Genomic DNA, 20,237 nt, shown 5'->3' with positions numbered 1-20,237 from the left:
AATCAAACTTCATCAATCCTGACCCAGCGTTCTTCCCGCGCCGCCAACCGAATCGCCGTCGCCAGCCGCTCCACTTGCCACGCTGCTTCAAAGTCAGTGCCGGCAGCGCCTTGGCCTGCCAGCGCCATAATCAACTCATGCACTTCCAGCGTCTTGAGCTCGTTGTACCCCAGCTGATGCCCCGCCGCCGGGCTGAACGCCGCATAGCCGGGCAGGGAAGGGCCGGCCAATAAACGCTGGAAACCTTCTTGACCGATACGAAACAGCTGCAGTTCATTCAACCGTTCTTGATCAAACACCAATGTTCCTCGGGTGCCGCTGATCTCGAAACTCAAGTGGTTCTTGTAGCCGTGCTTGAGCCAGCTGCTGCTGATCGTCCCACGAGCGCCATTGGCAAAGCGCAGCAGGGCGTGGACCTGATCGTCTACCGCAATCTGGCGCAGGTCTGCGCTACCGGCACTGGCTGGACGTCGAGCATGCACGGTATGGGTGTCGGCACAGACGCTTTGCACCTCGCCCACCAAGTACCGCGCCATCGCCAGCAAATGACTGCCCAGGTCCGCCAGGGCGCCACCGGCATGTTCCACTTCGCAGCGCCATGACCAGGGCGACGCCGGGTCGGCCATGAAGTCTTCGCAAAATTCGCCCTGGAAGCTGATGATCTCCCCCAACTCGCCGTTGTCGATCATCTGCCGCGCCAGGGCGATCATCGGGTTGTGCTGATAGTTGTAGCCCACCCGCGTCACCACGGCGGCCTGGTTGGCGGCACGGCGCATGGCATCGGCTTGTTCCAGGCTGACCGCCAGGGGCTTTTCGCAATACACAGTCTTGCCCGCCGCCAAGGCGGCCATGGCCATGGGGTAGTGCAGGTGATTGGGGGTGGTGATGGCGACCACGTCCACTTTTGGATCATTGATCAACTGCTGCCAGTCGCCGTGTGCCTGGGCAAATCCCCAAGCCGTGGCGCAACGCTGGGCGCGGTCGGTGTCGGCATCGGCCAGGGCTGCAAGCCTGAGGGTGACCGGCAAGTCAAATACCGCGCGAGCGTTGTTGAACGCTAATGCGTGGGCACGGCCCATAAAGCCTGTGCCGATCAGGCCGATTCCGAGCTCGCGCATAGCCGTGGTCCTTTTGGATTATTGTTTTCAGGGAGGTTATTAATGGAATAAATATTCCTAAATATCAATACATGGAATAAAAATTCATTTTCTGCTGCAAAAATATCCTCTGTGGCAAGGGGGGCGCATCATTGCTGCGAATGCAGCTATATTCAGCTCGCAGGCAAAAGGCCTTTAGTTAACAAAACATAACGTAGCGCCGATTGTCAGACGATTCGAAAGCCCGCTAGGATGACCCCTGCTTCCTCAAGTGGCTCTAGATTGCAGGTTTCAGGACGATGTCCTGGCCCAGGAAGCCCCGGAAGGCGATACGACCTAACAATAATAAATGGGAGAAAGGTCTATGAGTGAGCCTGTCATGGGTGAGGTTTTTTGCCGCCCGCGAGCGTCGCGAAAGGTCGCGTTGCTGGCCACAGCGCTCTCGCTGCTGGGGGTAGTCGCGTTGTCGACCGTCGCCCAGGCTGCAACCGACACCGCCGCCCCGGCGGTGTTTGCCATTGAATCGGCCAAGGCCGCCAAAGGCCTGATGATTGACGTCGTCCACGCAGGCAAGCGCCTGGTGGCGGTGGGTGATCGCGGGCACATTCTCTATTCCGACGACAAGGGTGCCACCTGGACCCAGGCCAAGGTGCCGACCCGCCAATTGCTCACCGCGGTATTTTTTGCCGATGACCAGCACGGCTGGGCAGTCGGTCATGACGCCAAGATCCTCGCCACGACCGACGCCGGTGCGACCTGGACCCAACAATTTGAAGACCTGACCCGTGAAGCACCGTTGCTGGATGTCTGGTTCAACGACGCCAATCACGGTTTTGCCGTGGGCGCCTATGGCGCGCTGATCGAGACCACCGATGGCGGCAAGGGTTGGCACGACGTCAGTGACCGCCTGGACAACGAAGACCAGTACCACCTCAACGCCATCGCGTTCGTCAAAGACGCCGGCCTGTTTATCGTCGGCGAGCAGGGCAGCATGTTCCGCTCCAGCGACGACGGGCAAACCTGGGAAAAACTTGAAGGCCCCTATGAGGGCTCGCTGTTTGGTGTGATCGGCACCGCGCAGCCGCAAACCCTGCTGGCCTACGGCTTGCGCGGCAATCTGTTTCGGTCCACGGATTTTGGCAGCACCTGGGAGCCGGTGGAGTTGCAGGCCGCCCGTGGCGCCCTGGAGTTCGGCTTGTCAGGCGCGACCCTGCTGGACGATGGCTCATTGGTGGTGGTCGGCAACGGTGGCAGCGTAGTGGTGAGCCACGACGATGGCCTGACCTTCAGCGTATTCAATCGCCCGGACCGCATTTCGTTATCGGCGGTTACGGCGGCGGGCAATGGCAACTTGATTCTGGTGGGGCAGGGCGGCGTTCGCGCGGCCACGGCAACCGGCGCTGAGCTGACCCAGCAAGCCCAGGCAAAATAATAAGAAGGCGGGGATCTACATGAGCAGTCATCACAACGACAAGGCGACGTTTCTGGAACGCCTGATTTTCAACAACCGCCCGGCAGTGATCGTCATCTGCCTGCTGGTCAGCATCTTCCTGTTCTGGCAGGCGACGCTAATCCGGCCGTCCACCAGCTTCGAAAAAATGATCCCCCTCAAACACCCCTTCATCGAGAAGATGATGGAGCACCGTAACGACCTGGCGAACCTGGGCAACACGGTACGGATCTCGGTGGAGGCCAAGGACGGCGACATCTTCTCCAAGGAGTACATGGAGACCCTGCGTCAGATCAACGACGAGGTGTTCTACATCTCCGGCGTCGACCGCTCCGGCCTCAAGTCCCTGTGGAGCCCCAGCGTACGCTGGACCGAAGTGACCGAAGAGGGTTTTGCCGGCGGCGAAGTGATCCCGCAAAGCTACAACGGCTCCCCCCAAAGCCTCGACCAGTTGCGCAATAACGTGCTCAAGTCCGGCCAAGTCGGGCGCCTGGTGTCCAACGATTTTAAGTCGAGCATCGTGGATATACCGTTGATGGAGTCCTACCCGGACCCGGCTGATCAGGGCAAGCTGCTGGCCCTGGACTACCAGAAGTTTTCCCACGAGCTTGAAGACAAGATCCGCACCAAGTTCCAGGAACAGAACCCCAACGTCCAAATCCATATCGTCGGCTTCGCCAAGAAAGTCGGCGACCTGATCGATGGCCTGATCATGGTGGTGCTGTTCTTCGGCATCGCCTTCGTCATCACCCTGGTGCTGTTGTACTGGTTCACCTGGTGTATCCGCAGCACCATCGCGGTATTGATCACCACGTTGGTGGCGGTGGTCTGGCAACTGGGGCTGATGCATGCCCTGGGTTTCGGGCTTGATCCCTACTCGATGCTGGTGCCGTTCCTGATTTTCGCCATCGGCATTTCCCACGGTGTGCAGAAGATCAACGGTATCGCCCTGCAATCGAGCGATGCCGACAACGCCCTGACCGCCGCCCGCCGTACGTTCCGCCAGTTGTTCCTGCCGGGGATGATCGCGATCCTCGCCGATGCGGTGGGCTTTATCACCTTGCTGATCATTGATATCGGGGTGATTCGCGAACTGGCCATTGGCGCGTCCGTCGGTGTGGCGGTAATCGTGTTCACCAACTTGATCCTGCTGCCGGTAGCGATTTCCTACGTTGGCATCAGCAAGCGCGCCATCGAGCGCAGCAAGAAGGATGCGGTCCGCGAGCATAGTTTCTGGCGCCTGCTGTCGAAATTCGCCAGCCCCAAAGTGGCCCCAGTGTCGATCTTCCTGGCACTGATCGCTTTTGGTGGCGGCCTCTGGTACAGCCAGAACCTGAAAATCGGCGACCTCGACCAGGGCGCACCGGAGCTGCGTCCGGATTCGCGCTACAACAAGGACAACAACTTCATCATCAGCAACTATTCCACCAGCTCCGATGTGCTGGTGGTAATGGTCAAGACCAAGGCTGAGGGCTGTTCGCGCTATGAAGCCATGGCGCCCATCGACCAGTTGATGTGGAAGATGCAGAACACCGAGGGCGTGCAGTCGGCGATCTCCCTGGTGACCGTATCCAAGCAGATGATCAAGGGCATGAACGAGGGCAACCTGAAATGGGAAACCCTGTCGCGTAACCCCGACGTGCTGAACAATTCCATTGCCCGCGCCGACGGCCTGTACAACAACACGTGCTCGCTTGCGCCCGTGCTGGTGTTCCTCAACGACCACAAGGCCGAAACCCTCGACCGCGCGGTGCATGCGGTGCAGGACTTCGCCAAGGAGAACAACAAGGACGGCCTGGAATTCATCCTCGCCGCCGGTAACGCCGGGATCGAGGCGGCCACCAACGAGGTGATCAAGGAATCCGAGCTGACCATCCTGATCCTGGTCTACCTGTGCGTGGCAACCATGTGCATGATCACCTTCCGCTCCTGGGCGGCGACCCTGTGCATCGTGCTGCCGCTGGTATTGACCTCGGTGCTGGGCAACGCGCTGATGGCGTTCATGGGTATCGGCGTCAAGGTTGCGACCCTGCCGGTGGTGGCCCTGGGCGTGGGGATTGGCGTGGACTACGGCATCTACATCTACAGCCGCCTGGAAAGTTTCCTGCGGGCCGGGTTGCCATTGCAGGAAGCCTATTACCAGACCCTCAAGTCCACCGGTAAAGCCGTGCTGTTTACCGGCCTGTGCCTGGCGATTGGCGTGGCAACCTGGATTTTCTCGGCCATCAAGTTCCAGGCTGACATGGGCCTGATGCTGACCTTCATGCTGCTGTGGAACATGTTCGGCGCGCTGTGGCTGTTGCCGGCGCTGGCGCGGTTCCTGATCAAGCCGGAGAAGCTGGCGGGGCAGAAGGGCAATTCGTTGTTTGCCCACTGATACATTGCCGTCACCCAAAACGCCGTGGCCTGTGCCACGGCGTTTTGCATTGCGCCATCTTAGGTCGATGCAACAATTTGACCTATCATGAGGTCTTTCCTCTTGATGATTGATGGTTATGACTGCCGACACTGCCACCTTGCTGAAAACCCTTTCCACCAGCGACATGCTGGAAATCGACGGCCTGCACGCCTTTGATTTCACATTGGATGACCAGCACTTGCTGATCGAGTGCATGGACGGTCGGGTTAACAAACGCTGGAATTTCAGCCTGGAGCAGATCAACGCCGCGACCTTTGATCAGACCTTGCAAAGCTGGACCATCACGGGTGATACAGGTGAGCACCGCCTGGTCTGCCTGAGCGCCTTCACTGGCAATAATAACGACGAGGATGAAGCGGATGATGATGCGTAAATTCTGGCCCTTGCTGATGGCCGGCAGTGTCGGCGCGATGTCGGTGCAGGCCGCGCCGGTCGACACCTTTGAGTTGCTGGTGGGCACCTACACCGCAGGCACCAGCGAAGGGATCTACCGCCTGCAGTTCGACAGCCGCACCGGCCAGCTCAACGGCAAACCGGTGCTGGCCGCCAAGGCGGCCAACCCGTCCTGGCTGACCTTGTCCAAGGACCAGAAGCGCCTGTTTGTGGTCAATGAAAACGGCCCCGGCCAGAAAGATCTGGTCGGTCGTGTCAGTAGCTACAGCATTGATCCGAAAAACCATTCGTTGACCCTGATTAATCAGGTGCAGAGCCTGGGCAACGAGCCGACCCATTCCAGCCTTGCTGCGGATGGCCGTTTTCTGTTTGTCGCCAACTATTCGGTACTGGAAGATCCGGGTGGCAGCCTCGCCATCCTGCCGGTGGACGCAGACGGCAAGCTGTCGCCACCTGTTCAACTGAGCGCGCACCCGGCCAGCCGGGTCAATCCTGAGCGCCAGGCGTCCAACCATGTGCATTCGGTGGTGTCCTCGCCGGATGGCAAGTACGTGTTTGTTCAGGACCTGGGTGCGGACAAGATTTTTGCCTACCACTACGATCCCAAGGCCAACCATGAACTGCCACTGACCCCGGCCGACCCTGCGTTTGTGCAACTGCCACCGGGCAGCGGCCCGCGTCACCTGCTGTTCTCCGCAGACGGCAAGCACGCCTGGCTGACCACCGAGATGAGCGCGCAAGTGGCCGTGTTCGACTACAAGGATGGCAAGCTGACCCAGAAGCAATTGGTCGACTTCGCTGCCGGGCAACCGGTCTCGGACAAGGCCGGTGCAGCGTTGCACACTTCAAGCGACGGCAAGTTCCTTTACGTGAGCAACCGTGGCACCGCCAACCAGATGCTGGTATTTGCCATCGACCTGGCCACTGCGCAGTTGAAGGAAATCCAGCGACGCTCGGTGGAAGGCGATCATCCCCGGGAGTTCGCCCTGGACCCCAGCGGCAAGTTCTTGCTGATCGCCAACCAGAAAAGTAATGAAATCGTGGTGGTCGAGCGTGATGCCAAGACCGGCCTATTGGGTAAAACCGTGCAGAAATTGCCGATCGACGCCCCCAGCGACATCAAGTTTCTGGTGCGACAATAAGCCACAGGCCCCGCCATGCGGGGCCTGCCTCCTTCTATTAATGTCAGTGATAACAGCTACTGTTTCAAAGAGTTTCTGCGCGTAAGCCCCCGGGCGTAAGTTTGCTTCAAGGCCTTCACAGGCCACCAAGCCAACCGAACACAAGGGTTACCGACATGAACTTCAATCTATTCTCGATCATTGCCGCTTCTGCTATCTCCGCTAGCGTGGCCCTGCCTGCCAGCGCCAGTGTTGAAATCAGCGGCAAAAAATCCAGTACCAATACCTACACCCAAAAATACCTGCAACAAAGCGCCAACTTCTACGCAGCGCTGGACCACAAAATCCAGAACTGAGCGCTTTTCCTGACTCCTGTAGGAGCGAGGGGGACGCCTAGTTCTTGCTCGCGAAGAACTCAAGGACGCCGCGTTGATTCAGACTGCACGCGTTATCGTTGACGACCTTCGCGAGCAAGCTCGCTCCTACAGCGCTTCAGGTACATCCGCATTTGTGGCGAGGGGGCTCGCCCCCGTTGGACTGCGCAGCAGTCCCATTTTGGGGCCGCTTCGCGACCCAACGGGGGTAAACCCCCTCGCCACAGGTTTCTTGCTCACCTCAAGATTTTCTTAAGTGAACAGCATTGCGCTCCTACAGGGGTTTTGCCATTACGGCGATGAACAACGGTGACTCAAGGAACCGCTGTAACCAAGCTTGCAACCGCGGATAGGGCGCCTGGGCAAACCACTCCCGATCCACATGCGCGAACTGCCGCACAAACGGCGCCAGTGCCACATCCGCCAGGCTCAAGTGCCCGGCCAGCAAGTATTCCCGCCCGGCCAGCAAGGCCTCCAGCTTCAACAAAAACACTTCACCTTCGGCCCGGTAGTGCTCCATTGGCTGATCCGGGTAGCGCTCGGAGTATTTGTAGCGATTCAAGTGAACCTTGAACCCCTGGTCATTCTCTTCAATCAGCTCAGCCATAAGCGCCCGTGCCACCGGATCGTCCTTGAGCAACCAATCATCAGGGTCATTCTGCGCGAGGGCCCACCCCATGATCGCCAGGCTTTCATCAATCACTCGGCCGTCGATGCACAACACCGGAACCGTGCCCTTGGGCGACAGCGCCAGCATCTCGGCTGGTTTGGCCTTGAGGCTGACCTCGACAATCCGCACCGCCAGCCCCGAGTAACGCAATGCCATCCGCGCGCGCATGGCATAGGGGCAGCGGCGAAACGAATACAGCGCAGCCCCGATCACTTGACCTCCAGGGTGCTCAAGCCATTGCCCTGACGCTTGACCTGGATTTGCACCGGAATTCGCTCATGCATTTCCTGCACATGGGAAATTACCGCCACCTTGCGCCCCTGAGCCTGCAAGCCATCCAGGGCATCCATCGCCAATTGCAGCGACTCGGGATCAAGGCTGCCGAAGCCCTCGTCGATAAACAGCGATTCGATCTTCAAGGTGCTGGATGCCATCGACGCCAGCCCTAACGCCAGGGCCAACGACACCAGGAACGTCTCGCCCCCGGACAGTGAATGCACCGAGCGGGTTTCGTCGCCCATTTCCGTGTCCAGCACCAACAGGCCGAGCATGCTGCCACCGCGCTTGAGGCGGTAGCGGCGCACCAGTTGGCGCAGTTGCACGTTGGCGTGGTGTACCAGCAGGTCGAGGTTGTAGGCCTGGGCGATCTTGCGGAACTTGTCGCCGGTGGCTGAACCGATCAGCGTCTCAAGCCGAGCCCAGCGCTGCCATTCGTCATAGGCTTTGGCTGTCGTAAGCGCCAGGGCTTGGTTGGCGTCCTGGCGGCGCTGGTCTTCGGCTTGCTGGGCGCGTAGTTCGGCGCAGTGCTTTTCGCCCGTGGAGAGCTGGCTGTTGAGTTCGTTCAGGGCGCTGTCGAGCTGGGCTACATCAAGGTTGTCGTTATGCAGGGCCTGGTGATCCTTGAGTCGTTGTTCGCGTTCTTGCAGCAACACCTTGGCTTGTTCGACGGCTTTTTCGCTCTGTTGCAGCTGCTGGCGCAGTTGCGTGAACTGTTGATCATCCACCTTCAATAACTGCGCCAAACCGTCGTCATTCAGTTCCGGGTGCAGGGCGCGCCAGTCGGCGACTCTTGCGCTCAGTGCCTGCTGCTCGGCCTCCAACGCCTGTTGGCGCTCCCGCTGGGCCTTGAGATCGGCGGCCAATTGGATCAGTTGGCTGGCGGTGTCTTGCAGTTGCTGATTGGCTTGGCTGTCGCTGCGCCGCGCGTGTTCGACAGCCTGGTCCAGATGCTGTTGCCAGTGCTCGGCGCGGGTATGTTCGCCCAGCAGTTGAGTGAGTTTTTCCTGGGCGATTTGCTGCTGGGCGCTGAGGTCGACCAATTGTTGTTGAGCCACGTCCAACTGTTGCTGACGGTGCGTCTGTTGGACCTGTTCCTTTTCCAGGGTCTGTTGACGCTGTTGCTGTTCGGCGAGTTCTTCGCGCTGGTGGTCCAGTTGTTCCAGGCGTTGGCTGATCTGCTGATCAAGCTGCATGAACGTGGCCGCAGGCTCGCTGCGCAGGCCTTCGAGGGTCTCGGCCGGGAGTAGGCTGGCGAAGGCACTGAGTTCTTCGTCCAGGCGTTCGCGGTCATTGGCCAGTTCCCGTTGCTGGTCCACTAGCTGTTGGCGGGCCTGCTGGCTGGCGTCCTGGGCGGCTTGCAGTTGTTGCTGCATACGCCCGGCGTTTTGTTGCAGGTTGAGCAGGGCGCCCTGGCGCTGTTCGTCCTGGGTGATGCTTTGGCTGAGTTGGCTTAACTGCTGGCTCAGCCAGGCATCGCGTTTGGCGGCGTCCTGATTGAGCAGTGCCGCCGAGAGCGGATGGGCTTCGATGCTGGGGGCCAGGGCTTGCTGTTCTGTCGCGACATCCTGTTGCTGGCGTAAAAGCTCCTTTTGCCGGGCGATCAGTTCTCCCAGCTCTGTGCGCAACGCGTCTACTTTTTCTTTGAGCACATCAACCGATTGACGGGCGTTGCTCACTTCATCTTCGTCGTGGCGTTCAAGACTGCTGAGCAAGACGTCAGATGAGTGATAGGGATGATCGATGCTGCCACAGACCGGGCAGGGTTGATCAGACTCCAATTGTTCACGCAATGTCTGAACGTTGACATCCCGAGCCAAGCGCTGGCGCTCCAACAGCTGCAGGATGACGGTAAGAGTTTGCTCCGCGACGGCAAGATCAGCCTTGGCCTGGATGCCTACCCGGTTGAATTCTTCGCGCTGTTGCTTGGCTGCCAATTGGTTAGCATTCAGGTCGTCTGCACGCTTTTCCAGTCTTTGATGGCTGTCCCACAGCCGCGCCAAATCCTCGAAGGCCCGCTGTTGCTTGCGGTTGTCCTGCAACAGGCTGCCCAGCAACTGAATCTGCTCGGCCACGGCATGGGGCTCGGCGCCGGCTTCGTGGTACAGCAGGTCCAGGGTGTTGCGTTGTTCTGCCAGTTTGTCGGCGAGCGTGGTTGCGCGTTGTTCCAGTTGCGGCAGTTCGGCCTGGCCTTTGTTGAGGCGATTGCCGGTCAGCATGAGCTTTTGCAGGCTGTCGCGGTAGGCAGTCCAGGCGTTGCCCAGGGAGGCGAGGGTGGCGCTGCGCTCCAACTGTGCCGCGAGCTGTTGCAGGCGTGTGACGACCTTTTTTTGTTGGTCGAGCAGGCTGTTTACCGTGGCCTGGCCCTGGGTGAAGGCGGCTTCGGTATGCTGCTTGTGCGCCTCGCTTTGGCTTAAGTCGTTGGTCAGTCGGGCGAGGGTGCTCTGTTCGTCGAAGGCCTGGCGCAGCAGTGGCACGGCGTCGCTTTGCTGTTTCAGCGCTTGGGTCAACGCCGCTTGCGCAGCGGCTTGCTGCTGTTGCAACTGATCCTGGCGGGAGTGCAGAGTGCTCTGTTGTTCAAGGTGCTGCGCAATCTGTAGCGCCAGTGGGTTGAGTTGGGTGGTCAGCTCAGTTTGCCGGGCGAAGTGGTGACGCTGCGGCGCGAGTTGTTCCAGGCGGCTCAAGTCCAGGCGTTGCTGGTTTTGCCCCAGCCAGTCCTGTTCGGCCTGTTGCAGTTGCTCAACGGCGTGTTGTTGGCGTTCCTGCCATTCGCGCAATTCCTTGAGCCAGGTGTGTTGCAGCTCAAGCTGCTTGAGCTGAGCCTGTTGGGTCTTGAGTTGCTGCTGGGCTTCGTTGAAGCATTGATCCAGTTCGACGCGAGCTTCGGCAGGCAGCGGCGTGACACCGGTAGCTTGGTCGAGCAGCAGCTTGTGGGCGTCCTTGGCGTCCTTGGCCTTGTCGAAGGCGCGCCGGCCCAGTTGGGTGTAAAGCGCGGTGTCGGTGAGCTTTTCCAACAGCTCGCTGCGTTCGTTGTCATTGGCCTTGAGGAAGGCGCTGAACTCACTTTGCGCCAGCAGCACGGCGCGGGTGAATTGCTCGAAGTTCAAGCCCAGGGCCAGTTCCAGCTGGGTTTTGTATTCGGTTTTCTGACTGGCCAGCAGTTGCTCGCTGTCCAGGTCGATCAGGCTTTGCCGGCTGTTTTGCAGTTTTCCGCTGGCCTTGTCACGGGCGCGGTTGGCTTCCCAGCGCGCGCGGTAGCGCCGACCGCTGACGCCGACAAAATCCACTTCGGCATAGCCGCCACCAGTACCGCGACGAATCAGCGTGCGCGGATCACCGATGGAAATATCCGAATCGGCATCGGGCATTTTCGCCTGTCCGGTATCTCCCAGTCTTGGCACCGCGCCAAACAGCGCCAGGCACAAGGCGTCGAGTAAGGTGCTTTTACCGGCGCCTGTAGGCCCGGTAATGGCGAACAACCCGGCACTGGCCAGGGGCTCGGCGGTGAAGTCGATTTCAAAGGGGCCGGCCAGGGAGGCAAGGTTTTTCAGGCGAATGGCGAGGATCTTCATGGTTGTTCACCCGCCTGTTGCACTTCCTGGAGCAGCACGGCGAAATCCTTCAAGGTCTGTTCGTCTACTTCATTGCCGTAGCTTTCCAGCCAGGCGCGGCTGAACAACTCCTGGGGCGTGAGCTGGTCCAGTTCGATCAGGCGATCCTCATGACTGTCTTCGCAATTACCTGAGCCTGCGTATTCGGCGGCGATACGCACCAGGCGCACGGCCTTGCCTTGCAGGGCGTTTTCCACTTGCTGGCGCAGGTCGGGCTGGGGCTCGTCGAGGCGCACGCGCACTTCCAGCCAGGGCTGGCGTTGGGTTTCGGCCAGCAGATCGATGTCGGGCAAGTCCGCCAGTTGCTTGAGGATGTCGGCCAAGGGCGCGGCTTCCAGGCGTTGCAGGTTGACTGCCCGGGGAATCAGGCGGGATTCGACGCTGACCAGCGTCTCGCCGTCCAGTTGCACATCGAGAATCTGGTGCTGATAGCCGATTTCGGAAAACGACAGCGGAATCGGCGAGCCGCAATAACGAATGCGCTCCTCGCCATTGACCCGCTGGGGCTTGTGCAAATGACCGAGGGCGACATAGCTGACACTGGCATCGAACAGACTGGCCGGCAGTGCTTCGGCATTGCCGATGATCAGGCTGCGCTCGGAGTCTTCCGAGACCGAGCCACCGGCCATGTGCGCATGGCTGATGGCGACCAGCGCCTGGCCCGGCTGGCGCTTGGCGTTGGCTGCGGCGATCAGCCATTCATGGACCTGGCCAATGCCGCGCAGGTAATCGTCACCCAAGTGAGCGCCGGTGACTTGCGCCGGACGCAGGAAGGGCAGGGCCAGGCACCATCCGGCAATCGTGCCGTCTGCTGCAGGTAAGGGAATCAGCAGCCGCTCCACATCCAGCTGCCCATCATCCAGCCACAGCACCTGGCCCAGCGCATGGGTGCGCAGGCGGCGCATCAACGGCGCGGGCAGCTCGATGCGCGAGCCGGAATCATGGTTGCCGGCGATCATCACGATGGTCAGCGCGGGGTTTTGTTCGTGGGCGCTGATGATGAAGTCATACAGACGCTCCTGGGCCTTGAGCGGCGGGTTAACCGTATCAAAGATATCGCCGGCGATCAGCAGCACGTCGGGGCGGTGCTGGCCCAGTTGGCCCAGCAGCCAGTCGAAGAAACAGGCGTGTTCGAAGTCGCGTTCCTGGCCGTGGAGGTTTTGGCCAAGGTGCCAGTCGGAGGTGTGGAACAGACGCAAGGCGAACTCCGTGAAGAAGATGAAAAGGAGGGGAGTTTACCCGTAAATGCCTGCACGCTTGCACCCATGCGCAGTACTCAAGCCTTGCGCGGAGCGTCCCAGGCGGCATCTGGTTCTAAAGCCAGGCACTACTTGGGATACAACGGCGGCAAGCTGGTGTTGTCCGTCACCGGGTCCTGCGCCCGCTCGGCCATCGGAATTGCCTTCACCGCCCGCCACAATTCCTCACCCTGCCAATACTGGCCAGTCTCGCTGTAGAGGGCGCCGTTCAAGCCATCCAAAGCATCAGACAACGGTACAAACCGCGCCGCCATGTCCGCCAGGGTTTCCGGCTGTTGCCGGGCCCAGGCATCCAAAGCCTGACGAGTAGCCTGAGGATCGTTGGCCTGGCTGGTACGCTTGAGATCGTCCAGCAGGGTGCGCGGGCTCGGTCCAGTTTGTGCGGCGCGCAGGATCGCCGGCTGCCAGCGGGCACGCCACCACAGGCCGAAGCCCAGCAGAGTGGTGCAGGCCAGGATCAGGCTGCTCAGTTGCCAGATCCACAGTGACTCATTGTCCGGTGCGGTGATCACCGTCGGGGTGGCCGGGGTGTCCACCACCAGGCTCGGGTTGTTCGCCACCTGTACGGTGCGAGCCGGCAGGCTGGTGCGTTCCAGGTGGTCTTCGTGGGTGTTCCACCACACCACTTCCACTGCCGGCAGCTCCAGGGAGCCGACCCGGTTGGGCACCAGGGCTTCACGGTCTTCACGGCTGCCGATCACGCCACGCTCGCTGTTCTGGTTGCTCAGCACTGGCTGGTCCGGGTAGCGGCGCAAACCGTTGATCTCGGTGACTGGCAGCGGTGGCAGTTGCGAGCTGGACAGGCCTTCGGCCTTGAGGGTCAGGCTGCGGGTCAGGGAATCAGCGACCTGGGCGTGGTCCGGTTCCGGGTTCCAGCTTTCGCTCAGGCTCAAACTGCTGGCCGGCAACCACGGTGCATCGGCCGGGTACAGGGCGGGCTTGGCCTTGACCTTCAGGGGGATTTCGGATGAGCTGACATGCATCAGCTTGCCGGGTTTCGGCCCCTGGGGCCTGGCGTCCTGGGTGGGGCGCGGCTCCACCAGAGTTGCACTGAATATCTGCGCCGGAATCAGCAACTCGCCACTGTGCTGCGGGTAGATGGCATAGCGCATCTCGATCACCCCATGGCGAATGCCATTGATGACTTTTTCGTAGGTGCGCGACTCTCCGAGTTGCTCGGTACGGGCATCGGGAATCTGCAACGGGGTCAGGTTGCTGTCGTCGTACAGCGACACCGAATGGTAGATGCGCAAGGTCAGCAGGGCCTGGGCCTGGACGTACACCGAGCTCTGGTCGAGGCTGGCGTCAATGAAGATCGGCGCCAGTTGGGTCTTGGTGTTCTGGCTGGCAGTTTCGATGACTTGCAGGGTGATCGGCTGGGTCTTGACCTCACCGAGCTGCAACGATGGAATCACTACGGTGCCGTTGACCTTGGGTAACAGGGTGATGATCCAACGGGTGGTCGCATGATTGTCGGTGCCCAAGGTGGTGAGCTGGTTGACCTGGCGGGTGCCGCGTACTTCGAACAGCAGCTCCAGGGGCGACAGGTCCGGCTTGCCGAACAGGGTGACGTCGTTGGATTCCACGGTCAGCTCCACCGTCTCCCCGGAGTTCAGGCGGCTGCGGTCGACACTGGCGACTAGGTCCGAAGCCTGGGCCTGGCAGGCCCACAGCGCGAGTGAGAGGAGAAGGGCGGTGCAGCGGCTCATCGAGTCTTGTCCTGATGTTGTTGCTGTTCGTACCAGAATTTACGTCGCAGCAGCTCGCCGGGGTTGTCCGGGATCTGCCGCAGCCATTGTTCCAGGGCCTGGCGGTGCTCGCCGTCAAGCGGGTTGCCGGTAGGGTGCAAGGGTGGGGTGGTGGTTTGTTCGTCACCCAGTTCGCTGCCCGGTACTTCGTTGCCGCCGGCAGGCGGCGTATCGCCGGGCGGCGTATCGCTGCTGCCGGCCTGGCCGCTGCCGGGTGTGGATTGTTCGCCGCCGGATGCGCTCTGGCCACTGGTGCCCGGTTGCGCAGTCTGGCCGGGTTGGGTGGTTTCGTCATCCTCGTTCTTGGAGGGCTTGTCGGGTTCGGGCTCTGGTTCTTCCTGTAGCAGTTTTTCGATCAGGGCCTTGTTCTTCAGCGCCGGTTGTAAGTCCGGTCGGGCTTCCAGAGCCTGTTCATAGGCGTCCAGGGCCGCTTCCAGCTCACCGCTCCTGGCCAGGGCATTGCCGCGATTGTAATGGGAATAGGCGTCGCTGCCTTCGGCAAAACGCTTGGCGGCGCCGGCATAGTCACCGGCTTCGTACAGCGCCACGCCTTGCCATTGCGGGTTTTCGAAGTGTTCGGCGGCCTCGCTGGGGCGTTTTTTCTTGAGCAGGTACTGGCCCTGTTGGTCCGGGCGCAGCCACAGGTCCTGGAAGTCGAAGGCGTAGCTTGGCTGCGGTGCGCCCAGCAACAGCAAGGGCAGGAAGAACAGCCAGCCACGACGGCCAGCGCAGGCGGCGAGCAGCAATAGCGGAAGGAGTAGCCAGTAACCCTGGTCGGCCCAGGTGTCCAGTTGCAGTAGCTGGCCGTCGTTGCGCAAGGCTTGCGGGCCGTCGAGCAGGCCGAGGTTGCGCAGGTCCTTGTCGTCCAGGCGCGCTTGCCGGTAGCGACCGCCCATTTCGCTGGCGAAGGCCTTGAGGGTCGGACTGTCGAGGCGTGGTATCAGGATTGCGCCCTGATCGTCCTTGAGGAACTCGCCGCTCTCTTGAGTCACCGGGGTGCCTTCACGGCTGCCGATGCCGAGGACCGACAGGCTCGGTGCTTGACTGCCTTGCAGTAGCAGGCGAATGCCCTGGCGTTCTTGTTTGGACAGCGACGAGCCAATCAGCAGCAAGCGCCCCTGGCCCAGTCCGCCGTGCTTAAGCAGGCTCAAGGCTTTTTCCACGGCCAGGTCGGCGCGGTGGCCGGCCTCGGGCATGATCGAGGGACGCAGGGCTTCCAGCAGATTGTGGCTGGTGGCCAGGTCATCCGACAGCGGCACCAGGGTGTGGGCGCTGCCGGCATAGACGACGATGGCGGTCTGCGCGTCGCTGCGGGCCTGAAGCAGGTCGAACAACTTGCGCCGCGCCTGTTCCAGGCGATTGGGTGGGCTGTCGGTGGCGAGCATTTCCGGGGTCAGCTCCAGCAGTACCACCAGCGGGTCCGCGGGTTTTTGGCTGGTCAGCTCCACACGCTGCCAACTGGGGCCGAGCAAGGCCAGCACCGCCAGCAGCCAGGCCAGGCCCAGCAACAGCCACGGTGATTTACTTTCTCGGCCATTGCCGCCACTGAGCAACGCCGCGTGAAAGGCCGGCGGCAGAATCATCTGCCAGCGCCCGGCGCGCTTTTGTCGATGCCATAACTGCCACAGTAACCAGCCGAGCACCGGCAGCAGCAACAGCCACCAGGGATGGAACCAGTGCGGCCACAAAGTGATCATCGACGCCTCCGCAAACGCAAGCGTTTGAGGCGCTGACGCCATTCAGGGTGCTGTTGCAGAAAGTGGCGCTTGCTGAATATTTTTTGTACAAGTCGGTTGAAAAGCCGTTGCAGGGCGTTGTCCGGCCAGCGTTCGTGGATGACCAGCAGCATGCTGAGGATCAGCGCCAGGGCCAGTGGGCCGCTGTAGAGCGCCTGGGCCGGGCGGGCCTGGGTGGGTTGCTGAGTCACTGGCTCAAGCTGGTCGAGGGTTTCCTTGATTGCTTGCAGTTCCTCACTGTCGCGGGCCCGGAAGTAGCGGCCACCAGTGTCCTCGGCAATGGCCTTGAGGGCCGGCTCGTCGAGGTCCAGGCTCGGGTTGAGGCCGAGCATGCCCAGGGTGCCGGTTTGTTCGGGGTCGGCGCCAATGCCGATGGGGTAGATCTTCACGCCTTCTTCGGCGGCCAGGCGGGCAGCAGTCAGCGGGTCGATTTGGCCACCGTTGTTGGCGCCGTCGGTTACCAGGATCAGCACCCGGCTTTGTGCCGGCCGCTGGCGCAGGCGTTTGAGGGCCAGGCCAATAGCATCACCGATGGCGGTGTTTTTCCCGGCTATACCAATGCGGGCCTCATCCAGCCAGGTGCGCACGGTACGTCGGTCAAAGGTCAGCGGCGCTTGCAGGTAGGCCTGGCTGCCGAACAGGATCAGGCCGACGCGGTCGCCTTCGCGGCCTTCAAGGAAGTCGCCAAGCAGGTGCTTGACCAGGCTCAGGCGGCTGACATCTTCGTCCTGCCACTGCATATCGGGGAAGTCCATTGAACCGGACACGTCCACCGCCACGAGCAAGTCGCGACCGCTGGCGGCTATCGGCAAGGGTTCGCCGAGCCATTCCGGGCGTGCGGCGGCGGTCAACAGCAGCAGCCACAGGACCACGAACGGCGCTTGCTGGCGCCAGCCTGGCAGATTCACTCGGGCACGGCGGCGCGCTAGGCCTTCCAGGTCGCCGAGGAAACTGACTTTCAGGGCGGGCTCGCCGCTGTCGGCCGTTGGCAGGATGATTCGCAGCAACCAGGGCAATGGCAGCAGGGTGAAGATCCACGGCCAGGCGAACTCAAACATGTTTGCGAATCCAGGTGTCGACGGCCTGGGTCAGGCCGGCGATGGCCTTGTCGTCGAGTTTGCATTCTGGCTTGTAGGCGCCTTCCACCAGTACCATCCAGCGTGTAAGCCCGGCGGCCGGGCAACGGTTGTCGAGGAACGCCAGCCATTTGCGACCGTTGAGGGTGTGGCTCTGGCTATAGGGGTAGTCGTTGCGACACAGGCGCTTGAGCAGGCCGTTGAGTTGCTGCAGCCAGGCACCGGCCGGGGCGCCGTCGTAGGGTTTGGGCATCAGCGCCAGTTCCGCCAGGGCGGCGATGCGCAGCGGGTCGAGGGGCTGTTCGGCACGGGCCAGCGGGCGCTTGGTCGGCAGGAAGCGGCGCAGCGTCCACAGGCCCCAGGCGGCGAGCAGGATGAGCAGCAGCAACAGCCACCAGCCTGGCGCTGGCGGCCAGAAGCCGATGGGCGGCGGGGCGATCAGCGGTTGCAGCTGTTCAAGGCCGTTCATTGCTTTTTGCCCGGACGTTGCGGGTTAAGGTATTCGCGCAACTGCTCGATCATTTCGCTCTGGGTGCTCAAAGGCATGAGCAATATCCGCAGCTTTTGCGCGAGCAACTCCCAGCGCGCGCTACGTGCTTCGGCCTGGGCCTTGTAGGCCTGGCGCAGGTCGAAATTCAGGGTGTCGATTTCCAACTGTGCGCCGCGTTCGGCAAACCGCAGCAGCCCAGCGGCGGGCAGGGCATGGTCCAGCGGGTCAGAGACCGGCAACAGCAGCAGGTCGCAGTGCCGTGACAGCAGGCTAAGCTGTTGCTCGGCGCCTTCGGTGAGGGCGCGTTCGTCGCAGATTACGATTACCAGGCTACCGGGGCGCAAAACTTCCCTGCCACGGCGCAAGGCCATGCCGAGGGCATCGTGGTCCGGCAGGCTTTCGGTGTTCAGGCTCTGGTTGACCCGCACCAGACGGTTGAGCAGTTGCAGCAGGCTTTGCTTGCTGCGCCGCGGCTTGATTTCGTAATGCTCGTTGTCGCCGAACACCAGCCCGCCAACACGGTCGTTATGCCCCAGTGCCGCCCAACCGATCAGGCTCGCCGCCTGGGCCGCCAGCACCGACTTGAACATCAGCCCCGAGCCGAAGAACAACCGGCAGCTTTGCTCCACCATGATAAAGATCGGCCGCTCCCGCTCTTCGTGGAACAGCTTGGTGTGGGGTTCCTGGGTGCGGGCGGTGACGCGCCAGTCAATGGTGCGCACATCGTCCCCGGCCTGGTAGACCCGCACCTGATCGAAGTCGACACCGCGACCCCGCAGTTTCGAGTGGTGTAAGCCGATCAACGGGCTGCGCTGGCTCGGCGTGGAAAACAGTTGCACTTCCCGCACGCGATGACGCATCTCGATCAATTCGCTCAGGGTGACGCGGGTACCATCGCCAGTGCTCATGGGGGTCAAGCGACGGCAACGACGTCGAGAATGCGTTGCACCACACGGTCCTGGTCAATGCCGGCCGCTTCGGCCTCGAACGACAGAATGATCCGGTGGCGCAGCACGTCGAAGAGCACCGCCTGGATATCTTCGGGGCTGACAAAGTCGCGACCGGCCAGCCAGGCGTGGGCCCGAGCGCAACGGTCGAGGGCAATCGAGCCCCGGGGGCTGGCGCCATAGGCAATCCATTCGGCCATTTCCGGGTCGAACTTGGCCGGGGTTCGGGTGGCCATCACCAGTTGCACCAGGTACTCCTCCACGGCGTCGGCCATGTACAGGCCAAGGATTTCCTTGCGCGCAGCGAAGATTGCTTGCTGGCTGACCCGGCGCTCGGGCTTGGTTTCACCGTTGAGGGCTTCGCCGCGGGCCTGCTGCAGGATGCGCCGTTCGACGGCGGCATCGGGGAAGCCGATCTTGACGTGCATCAGGAAGCGATCGAGTTGGGCTTCGGGCAGGGGATAGGTGCCTTCCTGCTCGATGGGGTTTTGCGTGGCCATTACCAGAAACAGCGGCGACAGCTCATAAGTACTGCGCCCGACACTGACCTGACGCTCAGCCATGGCTTCGAGCAACGCCGATTGAACCTTGGCCGGGGCACGGTTGATTTCGTCCGCCAGCACCAGGTTGTGGAAGATCGGCCCTTGCTGGAACACGAAACTGCCGGTTTCCGGACGATAGATCTCGGTGCCGGTGATGTCGGCGGGCAGCAGGTCGGGGGTGAACTGGATGCGATGGAACTGCGCTTCGATCCCTTCGGCAAGCTCTTTGATTGCCTTGGTCTTGGCCAGGCCCGGTGCGCCCTCAACCAGCATATGGCCGTCGGCGAGCAGGGCAATGAGCAGGCGCTCGATGAGTTTTTCCTGGCCGAGAATCTGCGTAGAAAGAAAGGTTCGCAGCGCGAGCAGCGCTTCACGATGTTCCATCGTTGACGGTTCCTGGAAAGGTGAGCCTGGGTGCTTGGAAAAACACCGGGGCTTGGGGGCCTTACTTTAATGCATCAGAGGGTGCGGCGACTAACTGCGCGGGGGTATTTTTGGGAATTGTGGGAAATATCCGAGGTTTTTGCAGGCTGGCACAGACCTTTGTGGCGAGCGAGCAAGCTCCCTCGCCACATTGAGCGGTTTTGGCGGCTAGATTCGGATATAGGTCCCGGTACCCTTGAGAATGTTCTGCAAGGTTTCTTCCACTTCAGCCAAGTCCGAGGCATCGGTGCCGTGGGTGATCTCCAGATGATCACTGCCGCCCAATGCATCCGCATCGGCCGCCGCAATCTCCACCAGCAATCGCGTGGCGCTCAGGGTGATTTTCAGCCCATCCAGGGTCGACGGCTCGTAATCCCAGGTGACCTCCACCTCGTCCTCATCCGGATAACGGGTCAGCATGAACATCTCGCCCTTGTCGCCGTGGCAGCAGAGCATGGCCATGTTGTCTTCTTCGTCATCGCACGGGTTGACGATCAGGTGGGCGGTGGTCAGTTGCATGTCAAATCCTGTCTGGGGGAGGGTGCAGCAGGGCAATTGTGCCATTGCGGCGAATTTTGTGCTGCATCCTGTGTCAGTAGTTGTGG

At 61.3% G+C, this 20,237-nt stretch carries 16 protein-coding genes; 5 read left to right on the top strand and 11 right to left on the bottom strand.

The features are described from left to right. Nucleotides 1–2 precede the first annotated feature (2 nt). Nucleotides 3–1,118 carry a Gfo/Idh/MocA family protein gene (locus tag AAEZ06_RS13890; RefSeq protein ID WP_350614816.1) on the bottom strand — a complete coding sequence of 372 codons (1,116 nt, stop codon included), beginning with the start codon at nt 1,116–1,118 and terminating at the stop codon, nt 3–5. Between the two features lie 358 nt (nt 1,119–1,476). Here AAEZ06_RS13890 and AAEZ06_RS13885 point away from each other — a divergent pair, with 358 nt between their 5' ends. From AAEZ06_RS13885 to AAEZ06_RS13865, 5 genes are all read left to right on the top strand, one after another. Further along, nucleotides 1,477–2,529: a WD40/YVTN/BNR-like repeat-containing protein gene (locus tag AAEZ06_RS13885; protein ID WP_350614975.1), complete on the top strand. Its 1,053-nt coding sequence runs from the start codon at nt 1,477–1,479 to the stop codon at nt 2,527–2,529. A gap of 19 nt (nt 2,530–2,548) precedes the next feature. Then, nucleotides 2,549–4,924, top strand: a complete 2,376-nt coding sequence (locus AAEZ06_RS13880; RefSeq protein ID WP_149412623.1) for an efflux RND transporter permease subunit — start codon at nt 2,549–2,551, stop codon at nt 4,922–4,924. Between the two features lie 118 nt (nt 4,925–5,042). Beyond that, nucleotides 5,043–5,339 (top strand): DUF5629 family protein, encoded by a 297-nt coding sequence (locus AAEZ06_RS13875; protein WP_149412622.1) that lies wholly within the window; start codon nt 5,043–5,045, stop codon nt 5,337–5,339. Continuing rightward, nucleotides 5,326–6,501 carry a lactonase family protein gene (locus tag AAEZ06_RS13870; RefSeq protein WP_149412621.1) on the top strand — a complete coding sequence of 392 codons (1,176 nt, stop codon included), beginning with the start codon at nt 5,326–5,328 and terminating at the stop codon, nt 6,499–6,501. The genes AAEZ06_RS13875 and AAEZ06_RS13870 overlap by 14 nt, the downstream gene beginning before the upstream one ends. A gap of 155 nt (nt 6,502–6,656) precedes the next feature. Continuing rightward, nucleotides 6,657–6,836, top strand: coding sequence for a hypothetical protein (locus tag AAEZ06_RS13865; RefSeq protein ID WP_149412620.1), 180 nt, complete (start codon nt 6,657–6,659; stop codon nt 6,834–6,836). 292 nt (nt 6,837–7,128) lie between these two features. On the opposite strand, the gene AAEZ06_RS13860 is transcribed toward AAEZ06_RS13865, so the two are convergent. The 10 genes from AAEZ06_RS13860 to AAEZ06_RS13815 all read right to left on the bottom strand — a co-directional run bounded on the left by AAEZ06_RS13860 (nt 7,129) and on the right by AAEZ06_RS13815 (nt 20,151). Beyond that, nucleotides 7,129–7,737, bottom strand: coding sequence for a glutathione S-transferase (locus tag AAEZ06_RS13860; protein WP_149412619.1), 609 nt, complete (start codon nt 7,735–7,737; stop codon nt 7,129–7,131). Continuing rightward, the gene (locus tag AAEZ06_RS13855) at nt 7,734–11,372 is read right to left on the bottom strand and encodes an SbcC/MukB-like Walker B domain-containing protein (RefSeq protein ID WP_350614812.1); all 3,639 of its coding nucleotides are present in this window, start codon (nt 11,370–11,372) and stop codon (nt 7,734–7,736) included. The genes AAEZ06_RS13860 and AAEZ06_RS13855 overlap by 4 nt, the downstream gene beginning before the upstream one ends. Continuing rightward, nucleotides 11,369–12,610 carry an exonuclease SbcCD subunit D C-terminal domain-containing protein gene (locus AAEZ06_RS13850; RefSeq protein WP_350614810.1) on the bottom strand — a complete coding sequence of 414 codons (1,242 nt, stop codon included), beginning with the start codon at nt 12,608–12,610 and terminating at the stop codon, nt 11,369–11,371. The genes AAEZ06_RS13855 and AAEZ06_RS13850 overlap by 4 nt, the downstream gene beginning before the upstream one ends. A 128-nt stretch (nt 12,611–12,738) precedes the next feature. Then, nucleotides 12,739–14,379: a BatD family protein gene (locus AAEZ06_RS13845; protein ID WP_149412616.1), complete on the bottom strand. Its 1,641-nt coding sequence runs from the start codon at nt 14,377–14,379 to the stop codon at nt 12,739–12,741. After that, nucleotides 14,376–16,115, bottom strand: coding sequence for a VWA domain-containing protein (locus AAEZ06_RS13840; RefSeq protein ID WP_350614808.1), 1,740 nt, complete (start codon nt 16,113–16,115; stop codon nt 14,376–14,378). The genes AAEZ06_RS13845 and AAEZ06_RS13840 overlap by 4 nt, the downstream gene beginning before the upstream one ends. Continuing rightward, nucleotides 16,112–17,212, bottom strand: a complete 1,101-nt coding sequence (locus tag AAEZ06_RS13835; RefSeq protein ID WP_350614806.1) for a vWA domain-containing protein — start codon at nt 17,210–17,212, stop codon at nt 16,112–16,114. Before AAEZ06_RS13835 ends, AAEZ06_RS13840 begins: the two co-directional genes overlap by 4 nt. Continuing rightward, nucleotides 17,205–17,699 (bottom strand): DUF4381 domain-containing protein, encoded by a 495-nt coding sequence (locus tag AAEZ06_RS13830; RefSeq protein ID WP_149412613.1) that lies wholly within the window; start codon nt 17,697–17,699, stop codon nt 17,205–17,207. The genes AAEZ06_RS13835 and AAEZ06_RS13830 overlap by 8 nt, the downstream gene beginning before the upstream one ends. Beyond that, nucleotides 17,696–18,628, bottom strand: coding sequence for a DUF58 domain-containing protein (locus tag AAEZ06_RS13825; RefSeq protein WP_149412612.1), 933 nt, complete (start codon nt 18,626–18,628; stop codon nt 17,696–17,698). Before AAEZ06_RS13825 ends, AAEZ06_RS13830 begins: the two co-directional genes overlap by 4 nt. A 5-nt stretch (nt 18,629–18,633) precedes the next feature. Next, the gene (locus tag AAEZ06_RS13820; RefSeq protein WP_003218556.1) at nt 18,634–19,593 is read right to left on the bottom strand and encodes an AAA family ATPase; all 960 of its coding nucleotides are present in this window, start codon (nt 19,591–19,593) and stop codon (nt 18,634–18,636) included. Nucleotides 19,594–19,800: 207 nt separating this feature from the next. Next, nucleotides 19,801–20,151, bottom strand: coding sequence for a hypothetical protein (locus AAEZ06_RS13815; RefSeq protein ID WP_149412611.1), 351 nt, complete (start codon nt 20,149–20,151; stop codon nt 19,801–19,803). Nucleotides 20,152–20,237 lie beyond the last annotated feature (86 nt).

Source organism: Pseudomonas sp. HY7a-MNA-CIBAN-0227 (genome assembly GCF_040310325.1).
Lineage (GTDB): Bacteria > Pseudomonadota > Gammaproteobacteria > Pseudomonadales > Pseudomonadaceae > Aquipseudomonas.
The sequence above is the reverse complement of the archived record's forward strand: the minus strand, read 5'-3'. Positions and strand labels throughout refer to the sequence as shown.

Bases quoted from the DNA above. Each gene is read 5' to 3' on its own strand.
- AAEZ06_RS13890 (WP_350614816.1), bottom strand. From the start codon at position 1,118: ATGCGCGAGCTCGGAATCGGCCTGATCGGCACAGGCTTTATGGGCCGT.
- AAEZ06_RS13885 (WP_350614975.1), top strand. From the start codon at position 1,477: ATGGGTGAGGTTTTTTGCCGCCCGCGAGCGTCGCGAAAGGTCGCGTTG.
- AAEZ06_RS13880 (WP_149412623.1), top strand. From the start codon at position 2,549: ATGAGCAGTCATCACAACGACAAGGCGACGTTTCTGGAACGCCTGATT.
- AAEZ06_RS13875 (WP_149412622.1), top strand. From the start codon at position 5,043: ATGACTGCCGACACTGCCACCTTGCTGAAAACCCTTTCCACCAGCGAC.
- AAEZ06_RS13870 (WP_149412621.1), top strand. From the start codon at position 5,326: ATGATGATGCGTAAATTCTGGCCCTTGCTGATGGCCGGCAGTGTCGGC.
- AAEZ06_RS13865 (WP_149412620.1), top strand. From the start codon at position 6,657: ATGAACTTCAATCTATTCTCGATCATTGCCGCTTCTGCTATCTCCGCT.
- AAEZ06_RS13855 (WP_350614812.1), bottom strand. From the start codon at position 11,372: ATGAAGATCCTCGCCATTCGCCTGAAAAACCTTGCCTCCCTGGCCGGC.
- AAEZ06_RS13845 (WP_149412616.1), bottom strand. From the start codon at position 14,379: ATGAGCCGCTGCACCGCCCTTCTCCTCTCACTCGCGCTGTGGGCCTGC.
- AAEZ06_RS13840 (WP_350614808.1), bottom strand. From the start codon at position 16,115: ATGATCACTTTGTGGCCGCACTGGTTCCATCCCTGGTGGCTGTTGCTG.
- AAEZ06_RS13835 (WP_350614806.1), bottom strand. From the start codon at position 17,212: ATGTTTGAGTTCGCCTGGCCGTGGATCTTCACCCTGCTGCCATTGCCC.
- AAEZ06_RS13830 (WP_149412613.1), bottom strand. From the start codon at position 17,699: ATGAACGGCCTTGAACAGCTGCAACCGCTGATCGCCCCGCCGCCCATC.
- AAEZ06_RS13825 (WP_149412612.1), bottom strand. From the start codon at position 18,628: ATGAGCACTGGCGATGGTACCCGCGTCACCCTGAGCGAATTGATCGAG.
- AAEZ06_RS13820 (WP_003218556.1), bottom strand. From the start codon at position 19,593: ATGGAACATCGTGAAGCGCTGCTCGCGCTGCGAACCTTTCTTTCTACG.
- AAEZ06_RS13815 (WP_149412611.1), bottom strand. From the start codon at position 20,151: ATGCAACTGACCACCGCCCACCTGATCGTCAACCCGTGCGATGACGAA.